24 protein-coding genes and 1 pseudogene are annotated in these 23,052 nt (G+C 40.2%); 12 read left to right on the forward strand and 13 right to left on the reverse strand.

Annotated features, from left to right (window positions below; all coding sequences use genetic code 11):
- Position 1 precedes the first annotated feature (1 nt).
- Genes ND812_RS13435 through ND812_RS13455 form a run of 5 tightly spaced genes read right to left on the reverse strand, consistent with a single transcriptional unit; the run spans position 2 to position 4,014 of the window.
- Complete coding sequence (locus ND812_RS13435) at positions 2-844, reverse strand: class I SAM-dependent methyltransferase (protein WP_265375859.1); 843 nt, start codon at positions 842-844, stop codon at positions 2-4.
- Positions 841-2,943 carry a tetratricopeptide repeat protein gene (locus ND812_RS13440; protein WP_265375860.1) on the reverse strand — a complete coding sequence of 701 codons (2,103 nt, stop codon included), beginning with the start codon at positions 2,941-2,943 and terminating at the stop codon, positions 841-843. Before ND812_RS13440 ends, ND812_RS13435 begins: the two co-directional genes overlap by 4 nt.
- Before the next feature lie 8 nt (positions 2,944-2,951).
- Positions 2,952-3,374: a transcription antitermination factor NusB gene (gene nusB, locus ND812_RS13445; RefSeq protein WP_100719589.1), complete on the reverse strand. Its 423-nt coding sequence runs from the start codon at positions 3,372-3,374 to the stop codon at positions 2,952-2,954.
- Positions 3,371-3,838 (reverse strand): 6,7-dimethyl-8-ribityllumazine synthase, encoded by a 468-nt coding sequence (gene ribH, locus ND812_RS13450; protein ID WP_100719588.1) that lies wholly within the window; start codon positions 3,836-3,838, stop codon positions 3,371-3,373. Before ribH ends, nusB begins: the two co-directional genes overlap by 4 nt.
- Positions 3,839-3,861: 23 nt before the next feature.
- Positions 3,862-4,014: a hypothetical protein gene (locus ND812_RS13455; RefSeq protein WP_167396496.1), complete on the reverse strand. Its 153-nt coding sequence runs from the start codon at positions 4,012-4,014 to the stop codon at positions 3,862-3,864.
- Positions 4,015-4,114: 100 nt separating this feature from the next.
- Between ND812_RS13455 and ND812_RS13460 the strand changes: the two genes are divergently transcribed.
- Positions 4,115-4,558: an SET domain-containing protein gene (locus ND812_RS13460; protein ID WP_174705010.1), complete on the forward strand. Its 444-nt coding sequence runs from the start codon at positions 4,115-4,117 to the stop codon at positions 4,556-4,558.
- 82 nt (positions 4,559-4,640) lie between these two features.
- Here ND812_RS13460 and ND812_RS13465 read toward each other — a convergent pair whose 3' ends face one another.
- The 3 genes from ND812_RS13465 to ND812_RS13475 all read right to left on the reverse strand — a co-directional run bounded on the left by ND812_RS13465 (position 4,641) and on the right by ND812_RS13475 (position 7,250).
- Complete coding sequence (locus ND812_RS13465; RefSeq protein ID WP_265375861.1) at positions 4,641-4,847, reverse strand: hypothetical protein; 207 nt, start codon at positions 4,845-4,847, stop codon at positions 4,641-4,643.
- 67 nt (positions 4,848-4,914) lie between these two features.
- A complete protein-coding gene (locus ND812_RS13470) occupies positions 4,915-6,501 on the reverse strand; it encodes a glycoside hydrolase family 57 protein (RefSeq protein ID WP_265375862.1) in 1,587 nt (528 codons plus the stop codon).
- A complete protein-coding gene (locus ND812_RS13475; protein WP_265375863.1) occupies positions 6,501-7,250 on the reverse strand; it encodes a hypothetical protein in 750 nt (249 codons plus the stop codon). The genes ND812_RS13470 and ND812_RS13475 overlap by 1 nt, the downstream gene beginning before the upstream one ends.
- 104 nt (positions 7,251-7,354) lie before the next feature.
- Here ND812_RS13475 and hpf point away from each other — a divergent pair, with 104 nt between their 5' ends.
- On the forward strand, positions 7,355-7,642 hold the full coding sequence (gene hpf / locus ND812_RS13480; protein WP_100719583.1) for a ribosome hibernation-promoting factor, HPF/YfiA family: 288 nt from the start codon (positions 7,355-7,357) through the stop codon (positions 7,640-7,642).
- A 6-nt stretch (positions 7,643-7,648) separates the two neighbouring features.
- Positions 7,649-8,521, forward strand: a complete 873-nt coding sequence (locus ND812_RS13485; RefSeq protein ID WP_265375864.1) for a hypothetical protein — start codon at positions 7,649-7,651, stop codon at positions 8,519-8,521.
- 14 nt (positions 8,522-8,535) lie between these two features.
- On the opposite strand, the gene ND812_RS13490 is transcribed toward ND812_RS13485, so the two are convergent.
- Genes ND812_RS13490 through ND812_RS13505 form a run of 4 tightly spaced genes read right to left on the reverse strand, consistent with a single transcriptional unit; the run spans position 8,536 to position 11,999 of the window.
- Complete coding sequence (locus ND812_RS13490) at positions 8,536-9,090, reverse strand: LIMLP_12425 family protein (protein WP_265357548.1); 555 nt, start codon at positions 9,088-9,090, stop codon at positions 8,536-8,538.
- Positions 9,091-9,094: 4 nt separating this feature from the next.
- Positions 9,095-9,700 (reverse strand): RNA polymerase sigma factor, encoded by a 606-nt coding sequence (locus ND812_RS13495; protein ID WP_233440819.1) that lies wholly within the window; start codon positions 9,698-9,700, stop codon positions 9,095-9,097.
- Between the two features lie 60 nt (positions 9,701-9,760).
- The gene (mutL, locus tag ND812_RS13500) at positions 9,761-11,581 is read right to left on the reverse strand and encodes a DNA mismatch repair endonuclease MutL (protein WP_265375865.1); all 1,821 of its coding nucleotides are present in this window, start codon (positions 11,579-11,581) and stop codon (positions 9,761-9,763) included.
- Positions 11,582-11,624: 43 nt separating this feature from the next.
- A complete protein-coding gene (locus tag ND812_RS13505; protein ID WP_265375866.1) occupies positions 11,625-11,999 on the reverse strand; it encodes a Fur family transcriptional regulator in 375 nt (124 codons plus the stop codon).
- Between the two features lie 106 nt (positions 12,000-12,105).
- Here ND812_RS13505 and ND812_RS13510 point away from each other — a divergent pair, with 106 nt between their 5' ends.
- The 3 genes from ND812_RS13510 to ND812_RS13520 are packed head-to-tail and all read left to right on the forward strand — an operon-like array spanning position 12,106 to position 16,160.
- Positions 12,106-12,585, forward strand: a complete 480-nt coding sequence (locus ND812_RS13510) for a flavin reductase family protein (RefSeq protein WP_265375867.1) — start codon at positions 12,106-12,108, stop codon at positions 12,583-12,585.
- 9 nt (positions 12,586-12,594) lie between these two features.
- On the forward strand, positions 12,595-14,841 hold the full coding sequence (gene purL, locus ND812_RS13515) for a phosphoribosylformylglycinamidine synthase subunit PurL (RefSeq protein ID WP_265375868.1): 2,247 nt from the start codon (positions 12,595-12,597) through the stop codon (positions 14,839-14,841).
- Positions 14,842-14,873: 32 nt separating this feature from the next.
- A complete protein-coding gene (locus ND812_RS13520; RefSeq protein ID WP_265375869.1) occupies positions 14,874-16,160 on the forward strand; it encodes a hypothetical protein in 1,287 nt (428 codons plus the stop codon).
- Here ND812_RS13520 and ND812_RS13525 read toward each other — a convergent pair.
- Positions 16,148-16,834 carry a penicillin-binding protein activator LpoB gene (locus ND812_RS13525; protein ID WP_265375870.1) on the reverse strand — a complete coding sequence of 229 codons (687 nt, stop codon included), beginning with the start codon at positions 16,832-16,834 and terminating at the stop codon, positions 16,148-16,150. The two genes, ND812_RS13520 and ND812_RS13525, sit on opposite strands and share 13 nt — an antisense overlap.
- 276 nt (positions 16,835-17,110) lie before the next feature.
- On the opposite strand from ND812_RS13525, the gene ND812_RS13530 reads away from it, so the two are divergent.
- The 6 genes and pseudogenes from ND812_RS13530 to ND812_RS18450 form a co-directional block, all read left to right on the forward strand.
- On the forward strand, positions 17,111-17,488 hold the full coding sequence (locus tag ND812_RS13530; RefSeq protein WP_265375871.1) for a hypothetical protein: 378 nt from the start codon (positions 17,111-17,113) through the stop codon (positions 17,486-17,488).
- Positions 17,489-17,791: 303 nt separating this feature from the next.
- On the forward strand, positions 17,792-18,400 hold the full coding sequence (locus ND812_RS13535) for a hypothetical protein (protein ID WP_265375872.1): 609 nt from the start codon (positions 17,792-17,794) through the stop codon (positions 18,398-18,400).
- 1 nt (position 18,401) lies between these two features.
- Positions 18,402-18,659, forward strand: coding sequence for a DUF8156 family protein (locus ND812_RS13540; protein WP_265375873.1), 258 nt, complete (start codon positions 18,402-18,404; stop codon positions 18,657-18,659).
- A 53-nt stretch (positions 18,660-18,712) separates the two neighbouring features.
- Positions 18,713-21,322: a DNA polymerase domain-containing protein gene (locus tag ND812_RS13545; RefSeq protein ID WP_265375874.1), complete on the forward strand. Its 2,610-nt coding sequence runs from the start codon at positions 18,713-18,715 to the stop codon at positions 21,320-21,322.
- A gap of 388 nt (positions 21,323-21,710) precedes the next feature.
- Positions 21,711-22,613 (forward strand): GDSL-type esterase/lipase family protein, encoded by a 903-nt coding sequence (locus ND812_RS13550; protein WP_265375875.1) that lies wholly within the window; start codon positions 21,711-21,713, stop codon positions 22,611-22,613.
- Between the two features lie 222 nt (positions 22,614-22,835).
- Positions 22,836-23,052 (forward strand): annotated as a pseudogene (locus ND812_RS18450) (hypothetical protein); the annotation flags it as partial.

The following is a 23,052-nucleotide window of genomic DNA, read 5'->3' on the forward strand; positions in this document are numbered from 1 at the left end:
TTCAGTGTGTTCTTTTTCTGGCAATCAGTTCGATGGTATCACCATAGGCAAATTGGTTTGCGTATAGCCGATACAGCCATTCAGGGAGTTTGCCTCGGAGGCCTAAATCCCGGTAGGAGTGATACGACATAGGTCTAACATAGTTCACTTCAAAGCCAAGGATTGACAAGAGTTTTTTCAGGGAGTGGACTGAGTAGTCAAAAAAGTGGTCTGAGGGATGGGTCCTAAACCATTCCTTAGGATTGGTCTGAAAACTTGGCCCAAAACTAGAAGGAACTGCCAAATACAAAAACCCACCAGGTTTCAGCCAAGTCTGCAACCTCTTCCAAATCCCTTCGATGTCATCAATGTGTTCGATTACAAAAAAAGCAGATACCACAGAGAAGGATTCTTTCCATTCCCCCTCTTCTATCGAGAGAACAGATGAACTTTCGACATCGAGCCCAAGAGTGTTTCTCGAATATTCCACTTCTTTTGGAGAGAGTTCGAGGCCCTTCGTTTGGTAACCGGCAATCCTTGCTTCGTCTAAAAAAAATCCAGCAGCCGAACCAATCTCGAGTAGTGTTTGGTTTAAGAAGGGAGAACTCTTCTTGGAATCAACTTTTTCTACTTTAGGGACAGGAGCAAACTTTGACAAGTTTGCGAGCCTGCGTTTTGCCATAGCACGAAGATTGGGTTCATCTTCGTAATAGGACTTTTTGTATTGGGACTTGTATTCTTCCATAAAATAACTGTCCCCGTATTCTCTTTGTTTTGCGGGAAGAAATCGCAGAACGCCCGTATGCCGGCAGATTTCGTAATATTCCGGGAATTTAGGATGAGGGATAAAATCAAACAAACTCAATAAAAAGTTCTCTTTTTGGATTCTAAAGATTTTTCATACTGAGCTCGAGCGGCTCGTTTGTTTTCATAGGCTTCTGACAAACTGGGATTTAGATCAATGGCCGTTTGGAAACTGGAAAGTGCTCGTTTGAATTCCCCGTTTTTAAAATAACAAACACCCAAATAATTATGTGCTTTGGAGGAAATGGTAGGTGTCACATCCGAGCGTGTAATGACAGTTAACTCTTCAATTGCTTTTTCTCTGTCCACAAGGGAACCCGAATCGATGAGGATTTTGGCGAGTACTAACCTTGATTCCATATCCTCTGGATCAATGTGAGTGGCACGAAAGGCTTCTTCTTTTGCTTTTCGTGATAACCCTGAGTTTCCACTACTCGCATAACTTAAGGCAAGTTTTCTATGAGCGAGTTTGATTTCTTTTGGGTCTTTGGCATTTTCCAACACATACACTAACATCTTCTCGGCAGCAGGGTAATTTTTGGTTTGGATGTAAACATCTGCCAGTTTCAGTCTTGCTTCATAGAGTTCGGGTTTCCATGCAATGGCTTCTTCGTATTCGGAAATGGCTTCGTTATAAAAACGGTTTTCTAAATAATAATCGGCGATGGCAAGTCTTGACGGAACATGATTCGGATCCAGGGCTTGGGACTTTCGTAAGGACTCGATTGCCATCGTTGGTTTTCCCGCGTGTAAATAGGAAAGACCCAAATTGTAATAGGCTGATTGGTTTTTGGGATTTAAAGCAAGGGCTCCTTCAAAGGCCGCTATACTTTCCGAGTACCGTTCCATTTCATCCAAGATGATCCCTAAATTCACATAGGCTGTTTCTGAATACGTATCCCCAGGGGTAAGGCGGATGATCCTACGAAATAAACTCTCCGCTTCCACAAGTTCCCCTTTTTTATAATAAAGCTCAGCAAGAGCAAAAAGGGAATCCACATCCGAAGGTTTTAAGAGTAACGCTTTTTTTAAAGCAGTGATTGCCATATTGGTTTGTCCCATGGACAAAAACGCATCAGCGATGTAACGATACACCTCTGGTTCGTTTGCATTCGAATCGAGTGCCTTTTGGAAGTATTTGGCCGCCTCTTCTGGGACTTTTTTCTTCAAATACACCAAACCTAAGTTATAGTAAGCTTTGGCATCTCCCGTTTTCAGGCGAATCACTTCTCGGAAGTAATACTCCGCACGGTCATAGTCTTCTCTTTGGTAAAAGATAGTTCCCAAGTGGCCATAAGACAAAACAGCAGTTTGGGAATTCGGTGCCGTTTGTACCACTTTTTGGAACTCGGAGATAGCTTCGGCCATATTCCCTTGTTTTAGATAACTGATCGCAAGGTTATAGGTAAGTGTGACATCACTTGGAGCAAGGGCTTGTCCTTCTTTATAAGCTTCAATGGCACTTGTCGGGTCCCCAATTTCTTGGAACAGGTTTCCTTGTAAGAGGGCCACACGGTAGTCGTTAGGTGCAATTTCTTTGGCACGCTGGGCGGCACGCCTTGCTTCTTCAAATTTCCCTGCGTGTTTGAAAGCGAGGGACAAATTATAAAAGGCAAAATAGTTTTTGGAATCGTATTGGATGGCTTTTTCCAATCGTTCGATGGCATTGATGTAACGCCCTGCTTCATCATACATCACCCCAAGCACAGTCAGGGCAATGGATTTGTCTTCGTCACTGCCAGGGGAATTGAGAAACTCTTCACAAACCGTGCCCACTCGGTTCACATAACGGTTGTGATAGGCATTGAGACAGGCTGCAAGTTTCGGATTCACCGAATCATCTGGCAGATACGGTTTATCGACAAGAAGGCTCAGTGCTTTTTTGTCTGTGGGAAGGTCTTTCAGGACTTTGGCAATTTCTTCAGGATTTTGTTTTTTTTGTAAATACCACCAGTAAGCGGCGGTTAAAAACCCAAGGATCAATAAAACAAGAAACGACCAAAACAAAAACGATAAAACTGGTCGCCTTACCGTTGTTTCTGATTCATACGTCGTTTCTTTTTCTTTTCCCAGGTTCCTTAAGTATGGATCTTCCTGGTAATAACTTGGCTTGGAGGTTTGTTCCTCAATGCGAAAGCGGTTTTTTTGGATAGGATCCATTTCTTTTGTTAGTGGGACTCTTTTGTTAAGATCTCCTTCTTATAGAAGGCATCGAGTAGTCCGTTGATGAATTGTGCAGATTCGTCTGTTTCAAATTCCTTTGTGAGTTCCACCGCTTCATTGATGACAACGGGAGCAGCAAGGAAAGGTTCCTTTTGCAAACTTAGGATTGATAAACGCAAAATACAACGATTGACAACGGAAATACGCGAAAGTTCCCAATTCTCCGAATACTTCTTAATAAGAGTATCGATCGCTTTTCGATTTTCGACCACTCCTTTCACAAGAAAGACAGCATAATCCTTTTCTTCTCGGGTGATTTTTTTGTCGTACCAATCAAATTTCATGGCACGATCGGGGTCTGTTCCCACTAAATCAATTTGGTAGAGGCACATGAGGGCAAGGCTACGCCCACGGTGTCTAGAACTCATCCGATCTCTTTGAAAAGATTTGCCATTTCTATGGCTGTAGTTGCTGCTTCGTATCCTTTGTTTCCCGCTTTGGTCCCTGCTCGTTCAATCGCTTGTTCGATGGATTCTGTGGTGATGACACCAAAGATCACAGGAACGGATCCATCTGCTACGGATCCTACTTTTGCTGCTTCCCCAGAGACTAAGTCATAGTGAGAGGTAGCTCCACGGATCACAGCACCGAGGCAAACGATGGCAGAGAATTGGTACTTTTTAGATTGTAAGACTCGTTTGACAGTTTGCGGGAGCTCAAATGCTCCTGGAACATAGATGACGGTCACATCAGAGTCTGCTACTCCATGTTGTCTGTAAGCGTCTTTTGCCCCTTTTAAGAGGGACTCGGTAATGAATTCATTGAACTTTGAAACAATGACACAATGTTTTTGTCCGTTTCCGATTCGTGTGCCTTCCAATAAAGCTGTCATGTATCCAAGTTCCTAAAGAGGGGTTATTTCGCAAGACGAATGACGAGGGTAATTTTGCCATCCGGATTTTCCACGACTTCAAAACCATCTCGTTCCAGTGCCTTTTTGGCTCGGTAAATGGCCAAATTCACAACATTGGTTTTGTCTTCCGTTTGTTTTTGTGGTTCCCGTTTCATAGGCCCCCCTCTTACTCTTTAAGTTCGGAGTCGGTCATAGTGAATCTTAAATACCAATGACTTTACAAGCGAGAATTGTTTTCCTCTTATGTCATATAGGATGAAAATGAAGAAAAAGAAATCTGTTAAGAAGGCCAAAAAGAGAAAACCGGTTGTGTACACCGAAAAGGATTTTATCGTAAAACCGTCTTCTGTTCCCAATATTGGTATGGGACTTTTCACCAAACAAACATTATATAAGGGTGATACCGTTGGTTATTACATGGGTAAAATCATTACCGATGAACAAGCGGAATCGAATAAATATGTAGATTCAAAATACCTACTTTGGATCTGTAAGGATTGGTGGATTTACGGGGAAGGACGTGAGTCAAATTACACTCGTTATATCAACCACTCTTCCAAACCCAATGCTGAACTCATCACGTCTGTTCGTTGGAAAACTGCAAGGTTCAAGGTCTTAAAAACCATCAAAGAAGGCGAAGAGATCTTTTTTGATTATGGAAAGGATTATTGGGATAATGTAGATTTCAAACCGAAGTGATTCGGTGTTTCGCTTGTGAACAAAAACGAAAACCCGCAAAAACAGTTTTTATTTTGCGGGTGAATCTAAGATCGATTTTGTATTATAATATGCCTTGGCCAAATCCAGAAGGTTTTCGTGTCACCTGGGTTTTATCAGCTCGTTCCAGAGTTTCCACATACCGAATGACCGAATCATCCATACGGAAAACTCCTTCCTGGGTTTCGCGGTGGTTCCATTGGCAGAACACAACATTTGCCAATACGAACAATGCGATGAGAACTAAGGGAAAACGGTAAAAATTCGTCATACATACCCTCCGATCTCTTCCAGTTTCCAAAACCTAGTTTCTCTAGGCAATTTCTTTTAGAATGATTCTAGCGAAAATCTTCGGGTCTGATGTCCGGGAAGGCGTTATTTTCGGCTTCGGCTGCCTCCAAAATGGTCAGGTCAATGGGACCTGTGAGCATGGCCTCGAGAGTGAGAAACAAATTGGTATGCACATTGGTACGACGAACCGCATACTCCACCATGGTTCCCGTTTTCATAATAAAGGCCCAGTCACTACTTTGTAAGAGGAGGAGTTCCCTTCCCATTTGTTTTAGGATGCGGATTTGTGTTTCTGTTCCCGATCCAAATTCATGAACCCGTTTGTGCATCCGAATGCTAAGGTCATGGATGAGGGGATAAATCCAATCATTGGTTTCATTTAACCAAACATCACCATACCCATTTTCTCCCCAACTCGACATCTTCATTTCCACAGATTGTATCCTTGGTAACACTCGTGCCGCTTCCAGTGGATGGGAAAGTTGGATGGTGTTTTGGTTGAAGTGGATTTTTTTAAATAAAAATTCGATGAACTGTGGGCCTTCATACCACCAGTGACCATATAACTCGGCGTCATACGGAGAAACTACCACTGACGGTTGTTTGTTTGTTGCAAACAAATGTTCTGCTTGTTTGATTCGATTGCGTAAAAAATCTTCAGCGTGGTTTCCACAAGCTTCCATTGCCCAATCAGGGTGGTAGTATGCTTTGTCCCCCGTTTTTCCTGTGATGCGGTAGTATTTGATACTCGTATTGATGCGGATCCCATTCGAATGAAGGTAAGGAGAGATATCTTCCCAAGGAAGGTCGTGACCGATGTCACGGTAGTATTCACGGTAACGGAAGTCCCCTGGGTACCCATCAATCGAACTCCATACTTGTTTGCTACTCTCGGGGTCTCGGCCAAATGCAAACACTCCATACCCCACTTCCACGGGTGCATAGACTCCAAACTTGGGTCTTGGGCTTGCATGGGTAATGCCATGTGTGTCCACAAAAAAATAACGAAACCCTTCTCGGTCGAGTTCCTCTTCTAATGATTCCGTATAACCACATTCCGAAAGCCAAATCCCTTTTGGGTCCCTACCCCAAATCCTACGAAAAGTCCTGCGTCCATTTTTCAATTGGGAACGAAAGACCGACTTTTCAGAATCATAAAATGGTAAAAAAGCATGAGTGGCAGGGCTTGTCATCGCTTCGAGTTCACCCGATTCGATAAACGGCAAAAACAATTTCGTCAAATCTCCGTTAGATTCCTCGAAGATTGATTCCGTATCTAAAAAATGTTCCAGATACCGAGTTGCCAAATAGTGTAAATGCGGATCCGATTTTGTTCGTTTGGTTTCATGGTTTGCAAGTGAGATTAGGTTTTTGATGTACTTACGAAATTGATTTTGTAAGTATGGGTCCACTAACATTTGTGAGAGAGTCGGTGTAAACGACATGGTAATCCGAAACCGAACTGATTCCTTTTTTAAATTTCGAAACACTCTGATCAGAGGGATATAGGTTTCGAGGATCGCTTCGTTTAACCAATTTTCTTCAATAAACGGAGTGTCATAACCAGGGTGTCTAACAAATGGTAGGTGGGCATGTAATACAAAAACCAAATGCCCCTTGATCGAATGGTTCATCAAAGAATTCCCTTTCCAGAACCCGACCCATTGACAAAAGGAAAATTTTCATTAGGCAAAGAATCTTGGTTTGCCTGTTTGTTTCTTGGGTTTACATAATATCCACTTGCGTTTGTTTCTCGAAAGTAAAATTCACCACTCGGGCTTTGGGTGACAAGACCTGCGCTAATCCATTCAGGGTGGATCCATTCTTTGTCCAACCGAAAAGACTCAGTGCCTAGGGGTAAGTCTTTTCCGGTGGAATGTAAGGAAGGAATTTCCTTTTCTAAATAAGAAACAAAAATAGTGCATTGGATCATTTTCACAGGAAACATAAACTTTAAATAGTAAGATTCTGTAAAGGGTGGAAGGTCGTACCATTCTATACGGTCACTCCCAAAAACGTTTTGGTATTCTACTTTCAAACGAAACTTTAAAACATCGGTAGTTTGCACTTCCAATTCTTTGGTCATTCGTTCCATGGTGTTTTCTGAAAATTTCCAAAATACAAAGGCTTCTTTTGGCGACCGAACTAGTACCTTAATTAAATCTTCAGTTGGGTAACTGGGATGTTTTGTATATTTGGAATCATTGTAAATTTTAGGAAGTTTGTTTGGTAGCAAAGATCGTGTTTCACCAGGTGGTTTTACGAGTTCATTTTTAGATAGTACCTTGGATTCATCTTTTGCCTTAGGTTTTGCAGGAGATGCTGATTTTTTTTTGGCCACTTTTTTTTTGGCGGCTTTCTCTTTCTTTTCTTCCTCTGCCATGCATACAAGGAGTATGCCTCGAAACACCCACCTTCAATTCTTTTTTATTTGACGTTAGCTTTTTTTCCAAAATACAATCATTCCATACCAAATTGGGACAAACTATGAAAATCAATTATACTTGGAAACATTTAGACCGATCCGAAGCTGCTGAAAAATATGCAGATGAAAAACTAGAACGAGTGACAAAATTCGTACAAAAAGTTGTATCTTGTGAAGTTTCCTTTGAAGCCATCCATGGAGAAATCAACGCTAACCTCAAGTTACACGCTGATGGAAATAATTTTAACGCACATAACCAAGACAAAGACATTTATGTGTGTATCGATGGTTTAGAAGACAAAATCATCTCCCAAACAAGCAAACACCACGACAAAAAAAGCCAACACTAATCTCTTATGATCCAGAAGTCGGAAGAAGCACTCACCTATCTTGGAAATGGTGAGTTTCAAACTGCTAAATCTATCTTTTCTGTACTTCTGGATCGTGATCCCGAGGACATTGCCACCATCAGTGGATTTTATATCGCAAGTTTTTGGGATCACAGACTCGATCTCATATTAAAAACAAGGGAAGGAAAGGAACGGGGTAAATTACTCCTCCAACTTTTTTCTGATTTTGAAACGGAAGTGCGAAAACGTGGGTTTCAAAACACAGACAGTTTTATTGTCACACAAGATTGTATCTTAAAAGAAGCAAGAGACCATCTCAAACTTGCTTACCAATGGGAAGGATCAAATGCTCTCGACAAAGAGTTGCTAGGTGACCTCGCCCGAAGTCTCATCAAAATCCAAGACTATTCGATGGCCATTGAAGTACTTTTATATGGTGGAAACAAACAATCTCCTGTCCTTTTGTATTATCTAGCAGAATCCCAGGTGATGACTGGAAAAGAAAAAGAAGGTATCGATAATTACCGCATTGCCTTTTTAAATGACCCACAACTCTTTCCCTATACCATTGTACGCTGGCCACCTTTACTCCAACTCATCGAAAAAGCAAATTCCTTTAGCCAAAAAGAAGAAGATATGAAAGAACTCGTGCCTGTACTTGCATGGAGAGAAGGACTCTTTGTCACCGGTGGCAAAAAGGAAGAAGCCACCATTCAGATTTGGTTTAGTGAATTAAAACGCCTTACAGAGAGTAAAGAAAGGAGTGGAGGGAGTTTTCGATTGGAAGCAAGGATTGAACAATTTGCACTTGCTATCCTCAAAACTGCTGACGACATCCGTTCACGGGATGCCGTTTTGTTTGCTAAAAACTTAGTTTAATTTTAGTTTCTAAATTATTTTTCTACGGATTCAATGAGGAGATGGAGCTCTTCAGCTGCAGCATCCCTACCTGTTTTTTCGTAGTATAGTTCTAGTTCGCGAAGTCCATAGACGGAACCTGGTGCCGAACGTAAATGATCGAGTAACACTCGTTTTTGGTAAGGTTCACTTAAATCAATGCTTGTAGGTTCATATTGGTAATTGTTTTGTTCAATCACAACTCCAGCAGAATCATTTTTTGTGAAGGTAGTTTCCGATTGGGAACGGTTCAAGAGAACAAATACCAAACTCACAGCCATCACTGCAGAAAAAGAATACTGAACTGTGCGGTTTTCAATGAGATCCCGGAAGGAGAAGGAGGTTTTTTCTGTGGGACGATCAATGGAAACTGATTCTAAGAGGTTCAGCAATCGGACATCAAAGTCATTTGACATTCGAGGTAGGATGGTATCTTCCTTTTCCTTGATGTGTTGGAACAGAGAACAAATTTTATTCTCTAAAACCACTGAATCCGTGTCTTCTGGGAAAAGACCTGGGTATTGAGCACGAAACCAATCTTTTAAATTCATAAACCTATTTTTCAAAGAAACCTTCTCCTTTTTCGTCTTTCTGGATGAGGTGCTTTAAAAACTCCTTCGCCTTAAAGAGACGACTCTTAACCGTTCCTACATTACATTCCATAATCTCGGCAATTTCGTTATAAGAAAGGTTTTCAAAATAACGGAGTTCGAGGACTTGTTTGTAGGAATCTTCTAAGAGTGCAATCTTACTCATTAGATAACTCGATTCTTCAGAAAGTTCCAATTTTTTTTCATATCCGACACGGGAATCCACAAATTGGTTATCCCCTGAGTCATCCATGGGTTTTTCACGCCCGCGTTTCTTTTTGGCAAGTAAGTCTTTGGACTTATTGACCACAATGCGGTAGAGCCAAGTGTAAACGCCTGCCTCGGCACGGAAGTTTTGGATGGATTTGTAACCAGAAATGAGAGCGTCTTGGACAATGTCTTCGGCGTCATCGCCGTCTTTGACCATGGAAACTGCTTTTCGGAAGAGTCTCTCTCGGAAAGGAGAGACTAGTGTCATATAGGCAGTCGGATCCCCTGCTTTGATTTTTTGGAGTAGGATTTTTTCCTTCTCACGCAGGGTCATGTTTTTGCCTTCTAAGGGTCTTGGCATCAGAACCTAGAATTTCGAAAGCGATAAATCAATCAATGTTTTTCGGATTCGTTTGGCAGTTTAGATCCTGTGGAACATGGTCTCTAGGTCTTTTCGTGTCAGTTTGATGAGGGTGGGTCTGCCGTGAGGGCAAAGGGAAGGATTTTCGCAGTACGAAAGCCTTTGTAAGAGTTCCCCAATGATGGGGTCTGAGACTTGGTCCCCTTTTTTGATGGCGGAGCGACAAGCCACACATTTTGCCATTTCGTCATACAACTCTCTTTCTTCTGGGTCTTTGGACTTGAACCGCTCCCAAAGGTCGAGGATAGTTTCCGTTTCTTTCCCGGGATCAATATAAGAAGGGACCTCACGGATGAGGATTGTACCTCCGGAAAAAGGTTCGAGGGTGATCCCAAGTTCACTAAACCTTTGTTTTTCTGCGATCATCTCTTCGGCTTCTTCTTTTGTGAGTTCGAGACGGATGGGAGTGAGTAGGCTTTGGGATTTATAGGCTTTGGATTTAAGATCCCGTAATACTTCCTCGTATCGGATCCGTTCGTGGGCCGTGTGTTGGTCAATGATGTAGAGACCATCTTCCGCTTCGGCTAGGATAAAGGTTTCAAAAATCACACCGAAGTGTTTTTTGGGAACAAACAAATGGTGTTTGGATACATTTTCACCTAATAAATGTAAGTTTGTCCCAGCCCCAATTCCTTCCAAAGAAAATCCTTGTCTGCCTTCAATGGAACTTGGGCCAATGAGAGACTCACCCTCTGTTTGGAGATTGCCAAACATCCCTTGGCCTACACCAAATCCTGGGCCACCGAATCCAGATCCAAAAGAAGACTCTCCTCCCCGATTTTCATACGGGATTGGCATGGAAAGCCTTCGGCGCATTTCTAAAAATTCAACGGGAGTGGATGAGCGTAAAACTTCTGTGATTCCTTGGAAAAGGATCCCTGTGATGGTTTCTTCTGATAAAAACCGAACTTCTTTTTTTTGAGGGTGGACGTTCACATCCACAAACTCACGAGGGAGGTCAAAAAACAAAAATGCATAGGGAAAGGCACCACTAGGTAATAACTCCCCATAACAACGTTTTAATATCTGTGCTGAAAATTTGAGTTCCACCGAACGGTTGTTCACGAAAAAGAACTGACCTGTCCTTGAGGATTTATAAAAATCAGGATGGGAGATAAATCCTCGTAAGGTCATCCCATTCCGACTTGTATGAACAGGCAAAAGATGGTCACGGAGATTTTCACCATAAATGGAAAGCACTCGCTCCAAAGGTTCTTCTTTTTGGACAAAAAATACTTCCTTCCCATTTTGTACGTACCGAAAGCTGATACTCGGTTCTCCGAGTGCCATTGTCTGCACTCGAGTTCTATTTTTTTTCTCTTCCCCTGATTCGGTTTTTAGAAATTTCCGCCTAACGGGTGTATTATAGAATAAATCTTTAATTTCAATTTTTGTTCCTTGGAAAAACGGGATCTCTTCTTCAGAAACAATTTTCCCCTCTTCAACCACCACACGGTTTGCAGTGCGGTTTCCTTCCGTTCCAGACTCAATCACAAGCCTTGCCACGGAAGCAATCGAAGCAAGTGCCTCCCCTCGAAACCCAAAGGTAAAGAGGTGTTCTAAGTCATGGAAGTTTTGGATTTTACTTGTGGCATACCGTTTGATGGCAAGAGGCAAATCCTCTTTTGATATCCCATGTCCATCGTCGGAAACAAGGATACGGCCAAGGCCAGCACTTTCTGTTGCGATTTCAATTTTGGAAGCACCTGCATCGATGGAATTTTCGATGAGTTCTTTTAAGATGGAATGTGTGGATTCAATGACTTCTCCCGCCGCAATTTGGTTGATGAGGTCGGGAGAAAGGGAATGGATGATGCCCATATAGGGCAAGCTTGGGAGGGGAAACCTCCCTTTCTATTACATTTTAGTGGGACTTACAAGAAGAACAAGTGCCAGAAACCACAATGTCAATATGGTCTGCCACAAATCCCATCGCTTTCCAGTCTGTGCTTTCGTCTAGTTTGAGTGCAGGAACGTCAAGGATGATCCCACAAGAATGGCAAATCAAATGCGAATGGTCGTCAAGGAAGGCATCATAACGAACGGATTCCGATTCAATATTGAGTTTGTTCACGAGTTTATGGCCTACTAAATACTCGAGAGAATTGTAAACAGTGGCAAAACTAATTTTATCTGCTTTGTCCCTGACCGACTCAAATACCATTTTTGCAGTTGGATGGTCGTGTCTTTCTTTCAAGTCTTGTAAAATCAATTCTCTGTGTTTTGTCAGTGCTTTCATAGGAAATCCCTTTCCCTAATGAGACTCTCAAAAATAGTGTGGGGTCAATTGGAATTTCGATTTTAGAATCCTTCCAGAAATTGATATTTGTCAATACGGAGCCATTATGCCAGTAGCCACAGACCAATTCAAATCTTCTCTTTCCCATTGGGCATCAGGAGTATCCGTCATTACCTATGCGTCAAAGGCCATAAAAGGGGGAGTGACTGTTTCTAGTTTTTCTTCTGTTTCCTTAGAACCACCGTTAGTTTTATTTTGTCTGGCAAAACATTCCAAGGCAAAAGAAGCCATCGAAACGGCTGGAAACTTTGCGGTGAATATTCTTTCTGCCGAACAAAAACAAATTTCCGCTGATTTTGCTTCTGGTTCTCTGGACAAAGCGGTTGTTTTGGAAGGCCTAAACCCAGGAACTCTTTCCACCGGAGCCCCCATCTTAGAGGGTTCCTTAGCTTCTTTGGATTGCCTGGTGCACCAAATCATCGATGCAGGTGACCACTGGATTTTCCTCGGACTTGTGGAAGCTGTGGCCACAAAGGAAGGTTCACCCCTTCTCTATTTCAATCGCAATTATAGAGAACTCATTTAAGGATATACCATGGAAAAAGAGAAAGTCAGTCTGGAAGAAGCAAAAGAACACGGACTTACCGAAACTGAATTTGTTGAAATTCAAAAAATCTTAGGAAGGATTCCCAATTCAACAGAACTCGGAATTTTTTCCGCCATGTGGTCGGAACACTGCTCTTATAAAAATTCTATTTTAAAACTAAAAACACTGCCTACAAAATCAGACAAACTCTTGGCACAAGCGGGTGAAGAAAACGCAGGAGCTATGGACATCGGGGATGGCCTTGCGGTTGTTTTTAAAATTGAAAGCCACAACCACCCAACGGCTGTGGAACCATACCAAGGTGCCGCAACTGGCGTTGGTGGGATCATGCGTGATATTTTTACGATGGGTGCTCGTCCCATTACGTCACTCAACTCACTTCGGTTTGGTGATCCAAAAGAACCTCGCAATAAATACTTACTCACTCGTGCGGTCAAAGGGATTGGTGATTATGGGAATTCACTTGGAATCGCTGTGGGTGGTGGTGAACTTTTTATCCACCCTACCTTTACCAAAAACCCACTTGTGAATGCAATGACTGTGGGAATCGCCAAACACGATGAAATGGCTTCTGCCTCGACCAAAGGCCAAGTGGGAAACAAAGTGTACATCGTGGGTGCGACCACTGGTCGTGACGGGATCCATGGTGCGAGTTTCGCCTCCAAAGACCTCACCAAAGAATCAGAAGAAAAACGTTCTGCAGTACAGGTGGGTGATCCGTTTATGGAAAAACTTCTGATGGAAGCATCCCTCGAAGCCATCCAAAAGAAACTCCTTGTCGGAATCCAAGATATGGGTGCAGCAGGAATCTCTTGTGCCACATCAGAGATGAGTGCCAAAGGGAAAACGGGAATGGATGTGGATCTTGATAAAGTCCCACTCCGTGAACAAGATATGAATGCATATGAAATCATGTTATCGGAATCCCAAGAACGGATGCTTGTGATCCCTGAAGTGGGCAAAGAAGGAGAACTCGTTTCCATCTTCCACAAATGGGGGTTAAATGCAGTTGAGATCGGAACGGTCACGGGTGACGGAATTTTGCGCATCCGTAAAAACGGATCTCTCAAAGCGGAAATCCCAGCGGAATCCCTTGTACTCGGAGGTGGCGCCCCAAGGTATGTGAGGGAAGAAAAAAGACCATCTTACTTAGATGAGGTGGTACAATTTGATCCAAACAAAATCCCCGATCTAAAACCTGACACAGTCCCTCAATCTCTCAATAGTCTACTATCTTCCCTAAACATCAGTTCTAGAAGGCCACTTTACGAACAATACGACACAGAAGTGGGTCTTGTCAAAGTAGTAGAACCTGGTGAAGACGGTGGTCTTGTCCGAATCCCTGGAACCAAAAAAGGAATTGCAGTTGCAACCGACTGTAACTCGCGTTATACGTATTTAAACCCATACGAAGGGGCACAAATTGCAGTTTGTGAATCAGCAAGAAACGTTGCCGCGACTGGTGCTGAACCTTATGGAGTGACAAACAACCTCAACTTTGGAAATCCCTACATCCCGGAGAACTATTATGTGTTCAGTGAATGTGTGAGAGGCCTTGGGGATGCATGTCGTTTCCTCGGACTCCCCGTTACGGGTGGAAACGTTTCCTTTTACAACGAATCCCCCGAAGGACCTGTGTTTCCAACACCTACCATTGGTATGGTGGGAGTGATCGACGATGTATCAAAGGGACTACGCACTTACCCCAAAACAAACGAAGTGGTGAAGTATGCACTTGTTGGTGATTTTATACCCACGATTTCTGCCTCTGAGTATTTGTATAGATCCCAAGGCCTTGATACAGGAGCCATTCCGAAAATTTCGTTAGCAAAGGAAAAACAAACCATTGATGCCCTGATCCAATGCCGCAAACAAGGACTTTTGACGTCCGCCAAAGACTTGTCACTTGGTGGTCTCCTTGTAGCACTCGCAAAGATTGTAATTGTTGGGAAAAAAGGTATCGAAGCCAACCTAAATGAATTACAAACAAAAATTCCAAGGTTAGATACTTTGTGTTTTGGTGAAACAGGTGCTAGTTTTATCGTGAGTTATCTACCAAAGGATGAAGCAAAAGCGAAAGAATCGTTTGAAAAGAATGGTTTGTCATTTTATTCCTTGGGAACATCAAGTTCTAAAAATTCCCTTTCCGTCAAAGGAGAGGGTTTCCATTGGGAATGGACAACCAAATCACTAGAAGTGGAATTTGAAACTGGATTAAAATCGTATTTCGAATAGACAAGTTTCAAATTGCAGGAAGGATATGCCTGATGCGTATTCTTCCTGTTTGGTTCCTTTTTCTCATTTTCACAATCCAATGTACAAGTCTTGCGAAACGCCAAGACTATGAAGATTCCCTTCGTTCCTACAAAAAAGCAGCGATTGACAATGCACTCACAACATTACCTCAAAACGAACGAAAAGGTTTTATTGCCGTATTAGAAAAAGCTCATCTTTCCTTTCTTTCTGGAGGAAGAGAATTCCGTGACCTGGAATCTCTCGCGGAAACAAGTAAAGAACGCCTAAGATTTAGTGCTTCTAGAACTCTAAAATCTTTTTTTTACATGGAATCAGAAGATGGATATTATGCATCAGAAGCAGAAATCATCTACTTACACATTTTACTTGGACTCTACTATTCACGAGTCGAACAGTACGAAGAAGCAAAAATCCAAGCAAGGTATGCAGGCAATTTGTTAAGTGGAGAATGGAGCGCGGAAGGCCAGTTTGATGATCCCACCTTACGGCTATTACTTGCATCTCTTTGGCTTTCAACTGGGGCCAGAGAAGAAGCAATGGTGGATTTTCGAAGAGCCACTCAAATCAAACCACAATCTTCGGCAATTCGTTCGTTTGCAAACGAGATGGTTCCAATAGACGGTGAGTTTATTTTTGTTTTTGGAGGCCCAGGTGCCGAACCAGAAATGGACCCTTCAGCCAATCTCAACTTTATCCGAGGACTAAGGAATCTTAAGTTTACAACTTCCGGAAAACAAAGTTCCCTCCTACTTGTTGACAAATCCAAATCCATACAATTGAATTTAGAAAAAGGAACTATAGGATGGTACGAACGTCATCTCATCCGAGACAATGAAATCTCAGAACTTGTCGAAGATTCCAAATACTTCCAATTGATATCTGCTACTGCAATTAAGGAAGGGACCAATGGAACATTAAAGGTCACAGGTTCCATCCTAGCGAGCGCCAGCATCATTGCATTAGGTGCAGGACTCGTTTATGTGGGTGGAGAAGTCCATTCTGAGCATGTTGTTGGTCTTGGATTCATCACAATGATTGTTGGGTTTCAACTTGGAAGCGAATGGGTGAAAACATCAATTCGACAAACAAAAGAAAATATCAAAGAAGATTTAGATGTATCCAATGAATACAGATACGTCCGATTTTTCCCTGAATATGTTTGGATTGGTAAATCAAAATCAAAACTAAACGAACCAATCCTAACTTCTAACCAAGGCCCCGTCACATACCACCTTACGCCCGCTATGGGAAAAATCAAAGTTAGGTTTGGATTTGTACCAGATGTTCAGAACCCATAACCTTCTACTCTGCTTTTTTTAAGAAAGTTAGTTTGTTCACTCCAAACGATTTGATTTGTTTCCAAACTCACAAGAAATAGAGTCACTGTGATGTATTGAATTTTTGTTCCTGATTCAAAATTAACGACCTCATTGATTTCACCTTTGATTTGGTGGGATGGTGATTTAAACTTTCCAACGGCCAAACGAGAATCGGAAAAAACCATTCCTGTTTTTCCAAATGCTATTTCCCTGGTTGCATCTTCACGAACAGAGGTATCAACAAAAGGAACCTTGTCCTTCGTAAGTTGGTTTAGAATTTCATTTGTAATGAGTTTTGTATCAATATGTTCCGAAGTACTATTTTGTAACTTTCTCCATTCCAAAAAACCAGTCTTCATTTCTGTTTTATAATATACTGATAAAGAATGACTCATACTTTTTGCAGTTTCTTTTACTTCCACAACACCCCATTGTTTGGTGGCCTTGGCGTTTTCTGGTTTTTGGTAAGATGCCCCAGTCGAACAACTAACAAGAATAAACGAAATGAAAAAAATCAAAAATTTATGATGCATAGGTGTTAGTTTGGGATGGGAATTGGAGTTTGGCAAGAAGTTTGCGGTGGTATCCCCGCCCGATTTGGGTGGGGAACTGGACCCGCCACCCAATGAGTCTCCTCTACCACGAAGTTCCATTTTTTACAATCGTTTCCCTTCAATTCCCTATTTTTTTGAAAATTTGTTCATCTTTTGGTTGGCGTATGGTTTTGGCGCCTCATTCGATCCACCACCAAACCATTCCCGTGAAAGGACCAGGCTACTCCGGGGTGCGCGTTCGCTCCCGTCTGCCATAGGCAGACCAAGCCCTCCGTATCCTTGGCGCAAACTCAATTTCCAAACTTTTGTTTCCAAGTTTCGAAGAAATATTGTCTTGAAAGTTTTACTTCCAGTGGCATACTTCAGCATTAATATATGGGCAAATTCCTCTTTCGTTTCAGTTTATTCCTCATCCTACTCGCGATTCTGTTTGCGGGTTATACTTGGCTTACTCTCACTTGGAGTTATTCGGAAGGGGACCGTGCAGGTTACATCCAAAAACTCTCCAAAAAGGGTTGGGTTTGTAAAACTTGGGAAGGTGAAATGGCACTAGTGACCATGCCAGGCACTATGACCGAAAAATTTTATTTCAGTATTCGTGATGAATCGATTGCCGAACAATTGAATGGTTCTATTGGCAAACGTGTGGTATTAGAATATGAAGAACACATTGGTGTTCCCTTCAGTTGTTTTGCCGAAACCAGGTATTTTGTGACTGGTGTAAAAACGGTTGGAGAAGTTCCTCCTCTTTAAAATTCCCTCACAAACAAACGACCACCAAACGTGCATTCATTGATGTTGGTCGTTTTCCATTTTTTTTTGTATCCAACGTTTATTTGAATGTTTCCATTCCTCCCTCTACTCGATTACTACCGTTCCAACATTTGATTTTCATTGAGTAACCGTTGGATTCGCTATGGTTTTAGAACCGATCTTAAATATTTTTTTCGAATTATGTCTCTTTAAATCCTGTTCTTCGGATTTTTACAGGGAGTGAAAAAAGATAACGAGGGAAATTTCACTTTACATATTTTTACTATACATATAAATAGTATTATGGATCTCGCGGAACAAACCCACTACTCTTCCACAAATATCTACGAACCAATACAAAATTGGAACCAAAAGGATTTGGGACTTCTGACGGGAGAAAGGGGAATGTACAAACTTGCCCACTATTGGCAATACGCACTGGTTTGTTCAGGTTTCCAGGTGTTTAACTTGGATTGTGCCATCCGCTTCAATCCCTTCACCATCACAGAAGAAACAAGAAAACAAAACCTCGCACCAGAACCTTTTTTAGAACAAATTCAGATCCAAAGGGCCTTCACTCCTTACCAAATCCTAGACGCTCTGCAACATATTTTGAAAGAAAAAAGAGAAAACACCATCTATTTCTTGTTAGCCCCTTGTAAACAATTTCTGGATGGGGACGTAAAAGATGACGAAGGAATTTATTTATTAAATTTGATGCTTGGTTTTATTGAAAAATTTCCAACAGAAAATGTCCCTCTCCTTATCATTGAATCATGGACTTATTCTCATAAAAATTTTAAACTTTTTTTCCCAAAACTTTTACGGGCTTCTCAAACCCTATGGGAACTCAAAACAGAAAAAGGACTCTCAAGGATCCGCACAAGAAAAACATCTATCACTGGAGCATAAAATGGGCAGAACCATTTCCCCTTATTCACGCCAAATGTTACAAATCGAAGAAAACTTATCTGATTTCAGAAGAGCACTCAGAAAAGTGGACCAAGAGATTTATGATGATCTCATTCGAATCGCCAAATTACAGGTGCAAGCTGGTGTGATGGCATCACTCCCCTACCCAATCGATTCCATGCTTTTATCAATGATGATTGAATTAAAAAAAGAGTTAAATGAATTAAAAAAGAAAATTCCGGAAGAAACTAAACTTTAGGGAATATTAAATCCCAAAACATACTTCTGAAATAAATTAAAGTCCAACTCAAAATGGAAACTTACAATGGTTATCTATTTGATATCTATCATTCAGAACAAAAAATCTATATTTGGATCAAATCTAACTCAGGTGAATTAAAACTATTTGTTGATGAATACTTTCCCGTCATTTATGCAAATGCTTCCCCTACTATTTTAAAAAAACTAGTCAAACGATTGTATGAATTAGATGCCTTAGCAGAAATTCCAAACTTCACAGAAAAAATACTGTTTTACCAAAACAAAAAAATACCCGTTTTAAAACTTGTCATCTCAAAACCACAACTCCTTCCAAAAATCACAAACAAACTTTTTAACCTGTACGGTAAATATGATATCTACCATTCCGATATTGAAATTACCACAGGATACATGGTAGAAAAAAAAATTTATCCTCTTTGTTATGTTACAATAGAATATGAAGTTTCTAAAAATAGATTAAATCAAATCAAAACCATTACGTCCCTCACCGACATAAACGAATTGGACTATGAAGTACCAGAACTACGCGCAATTTCTCTTTACTTAGAAAAAAGCCATAGACATCCCTTCTGTGAAAATAACTTAATCATCGAAACTTCCAATGAAAACTACAAAATCCCCACAAGCAATGGAATCACACTCATCAAAAAGCTAAACGAAATCTTTCTAAAACACAATCCAGATATTGTTTTATCATCTTTTGGTGACCAAGTCATTTTTCCCTATTTATTCAAAACAGCTCAAGAAAACCACCTAACAACAGAATTCGATAGAGATAAAACAAGTTTGATTCGGCGTTCCATCCAAACACAGGGAACAAGTTTCAATACTTACGGAACCATAGTGTATAGAGCACCTTCCTATCCATTGTTTGGTAGATGGCATATCGATTCCCGAAATAGTTTTGTATACAAAGAAGCCGAACTAATCGGAATCATTGAGCTTTCTCGTATTTCTAGATTACCTGTTCAAAAAATGGCAAGAGCTTCCACAGGAAAAGCACTCACTTACATTGAGGTTGATGTTGCCCTTCGTATGAACTACCTTGTTCCTTGGCAAAAAAGTGCTCTTGAATCAGAAAAATCTGCCTTGCAGTTGTTAAATGCTGATAAAGGAGGTCTTGTTTTCCAAGCCGATATATCAAATGGATTTGTGTTAGAAAACGTAGCCCAACTTGATTTTTCCCAAATGTACCCCAGTATCATGGTAACTCATAACATCTCGCCTGAAACCATCAACTGTCTCTGTTGCGAAAACTCAACCGACATAGAAAGGGTTCCTTCACTTGGTTATCGAATTTGTTCGAAAAGGAAAGGCATCGTTTCGGAAGCATTGGCTCACATAGTCCAAAGACGTAATCACTATAAAGAACAAAAAAAAAACAATCATCCCAATGCCATTAACATCCAATCAAAACAATCAAGTTTAAAATGGATGTTAGTTACCTCCTTTGGTTATTTAGGTTATCGAAATGCAAAATTTGGGAAACTCGAAAGCCATGAAGCTGTTACCGCTTTTGGCCGAGAAAAACTGATCACCGCCAAAGAAGTATCAGAAGAATATAATTACAAGGTTGTACATGGAATCACAGATAGTATCTTCATTCAGAAAAAGGATCATAGTTCCATTACAAAAGAAGACCTAACATTCCTTTGTTTAGAAATTGAAAAGCGCACGAAGATACGGATGGAAGTAGAAGGAATTTATTCTTGGATATGTTTTCCACCTTCTACACAAGATGAAAAACTACCAGTAGCAAACCGTTATATGGGAAGATTTACCAATGGTCAATTCAAAGGCAGAGGCATCATCACAAGAAGGAAAGACTTTCCAAAATTAATTCGTGATGCACAAAACCAAATGATCCAATGGATGTGCCAATTCAAAACAATTGCTGAAATGCAAAAAAAAGAATCTGAAATCATGAAAATCTTTTATCGTCACGACAACAAACTTGTAACAGGTGATCTTAACTGGAAAGATTTGGTTATCCAAAAATCGACTTCAATGGAACCAGAAGATTATAGCGTTGATGCACCTAGCACCATTGCCGTTAAAGACCTACTTGGTATGGGTGTTCGTGTCCAAGCTGGAGAAAAAATCAAATACATTGTAATCAACCAAAAATCTGAAAAAAAAGGAGAACGTTATCTAACCTTAGAACGAATGGAAAAAAAAATAAATCATAATGAAAAAACCAATTCCACAAGAAAAGAAACCAAAATGGAGCCTCCCCCAACAATCAATTCTGAAATAAATCGATTCACGAACCAAACACAGAAAGCAGACGAAATTGCAACTCATCCTAGTTCCCAAACAAGAGAAAAGAAAAATAGAATAAGCGCGAATACTACAATCTCACATTCAAATGGAATTGATCAGATTCTAAGCAATCCACAAAACAAATCTACTAATTGGATACCGAATTTAAAACAAATGAGCAACCAAACGCCAAAATATGATGAAAAATACTACAGAAATCTATTAGTCAAATGTTTCAAAGAAATTTGGATCGGAATCTCCACTTTCAAAAACTTTGATATACTAATTAGCGAAGAAACATTTTTACCTTTCTCATTCCAAAAAGATGAAAATTATAGCAAAACCATCAATAAAACAAATTCCATTTTTATTGCATAAATCATAAATTTTTTAAAAAAAATTTCAAAATATTTTCTTGTTAAACGAAAAAAAGACCACCAAACAAAAAAATATTTGAACTCAAAATGTTCGAAATAAGAATCAGATTCACTTTTTACTCAATGGGACTGAGGGGGCGAAGCTATGCCAATCCCAGAAAAACCAGAGGGCCGACGATCAGTTTATTATGTCCCATTAAACAAGAGACGCTAATTTTATACAAAAATAGAATCAAAAATACAATGCAAAGAAAACACCGATCACGAATGTTAAACGAAATAAATATATTAAACATAGAAATATACAACAACTACGCTTAATAAACGACATACAGATATTGTTCGTTATACGACATTCGTCGGAATAAATTTTAAAAAAAGAGAAAAATATGAAAGAAAATATTAAAAAAATCCTATTTGCCGGTCTATTAGTCATCTATTCCAACTTAACTAGTTTAACTGCACAATCGTTACAGCCCATTCTTATTCGACCTTTCGGTGATTCTATCACTTATGGTGTTGGTTTTTCTGATTGGGGTAATTGTTACGTTTCACAAATTAACCAACAACTTTGTATGCCTCCTGCATTGGCTGGAGGTGGATATAGAGGATGGTTGACTTTACTTGCTACTCAAGGCTTAGGATTATATTTTACTACTGAAGGTTACCAAAGCGGTGGATCCTATTATTTACAATGGATAACTAATACTCAAACTCATGATGGTTATCCAGGATATCGAACAGACCAGCTAATTCAAATCTCAACCTTCGCTAGTTTTTCAAACTTCACATTATTACATGCTGGTACAAATGACATTCTACAAAATAAGTCTTACGAAACAGCTGCAAATAACTTATTTATTATTATTAATAACATTCTAGCAGCAAATACAAATACTACAGTTGTTGTTGCAAAAATAATTCAAATTTCCTCCATTAATCAACAGTTTTCAAATCTAAATTCGCAAATACAATTATACAATAGTCTTATTGATAGTAAATATAACGCTCTACCGCCAATCATAAAAGCTAGAGTCAGGTTAGTAAATATGTTTAACCTCTTAAATGATCAAAATGATTACTCTCAAGACGGCATTCATCCAAATGCCAGCGGATATTTCAAAATGGCATGTAATTGGATGGCGGGAATAAACAATTCAAATCCTTCTGGACCATGTACTGGATTAAATTTCGAAAAATTAAAAATGCAAATGAATTCTAAAGGTTTTGATGACAATGATTATAATTCGCCAAAAGATAAAATAGAAAAACTTATAAAAGGAGAACTGTAGTTCCCCTCTCTAACTCCGAACGTCGTATAACAGCGACTTACCGCTTCGCTTCGGCACAAGGCCTCGCTCGGCCTACGGCAAATTCCCTTTCTGGCATTCGCCTTGCTTACGCAAGCTACATGCCAGTCCCTAACGTCCCGTTCCGGGACTCAGGGGCAGGGAACTTCGGTAAGTCTAGTTCGTTATGCGAAATATTTTAAAATTTTATTAGGAAACCAAAAAATGAAAAAAAATAAGAAGAATTTTCAAATTCTGTTTATATTTCTACTTCTACTTCTTTTACCATATCAAATTTTTTCAGAAGAAAACATCGAAACTAAAGAAGATAAACAAAGCCGAAAAAGACTTCATATATATTCAACTCCTTATACTTTAAATAGATACAAATACAGTTCTTTTAGAACAAGAACGGAAGATTTCGATTTAAACGTACTTTTGA

This window comes from Leptospira limi, from assembly GCF_026151395.1.
GTDB classification, from domain to species: domain Bacteria; phylum Spirochaetota; class Leptospiria; order Leptospirales; family Leptospiraceae; genus Leptospira_A; species Leptospira_A limi.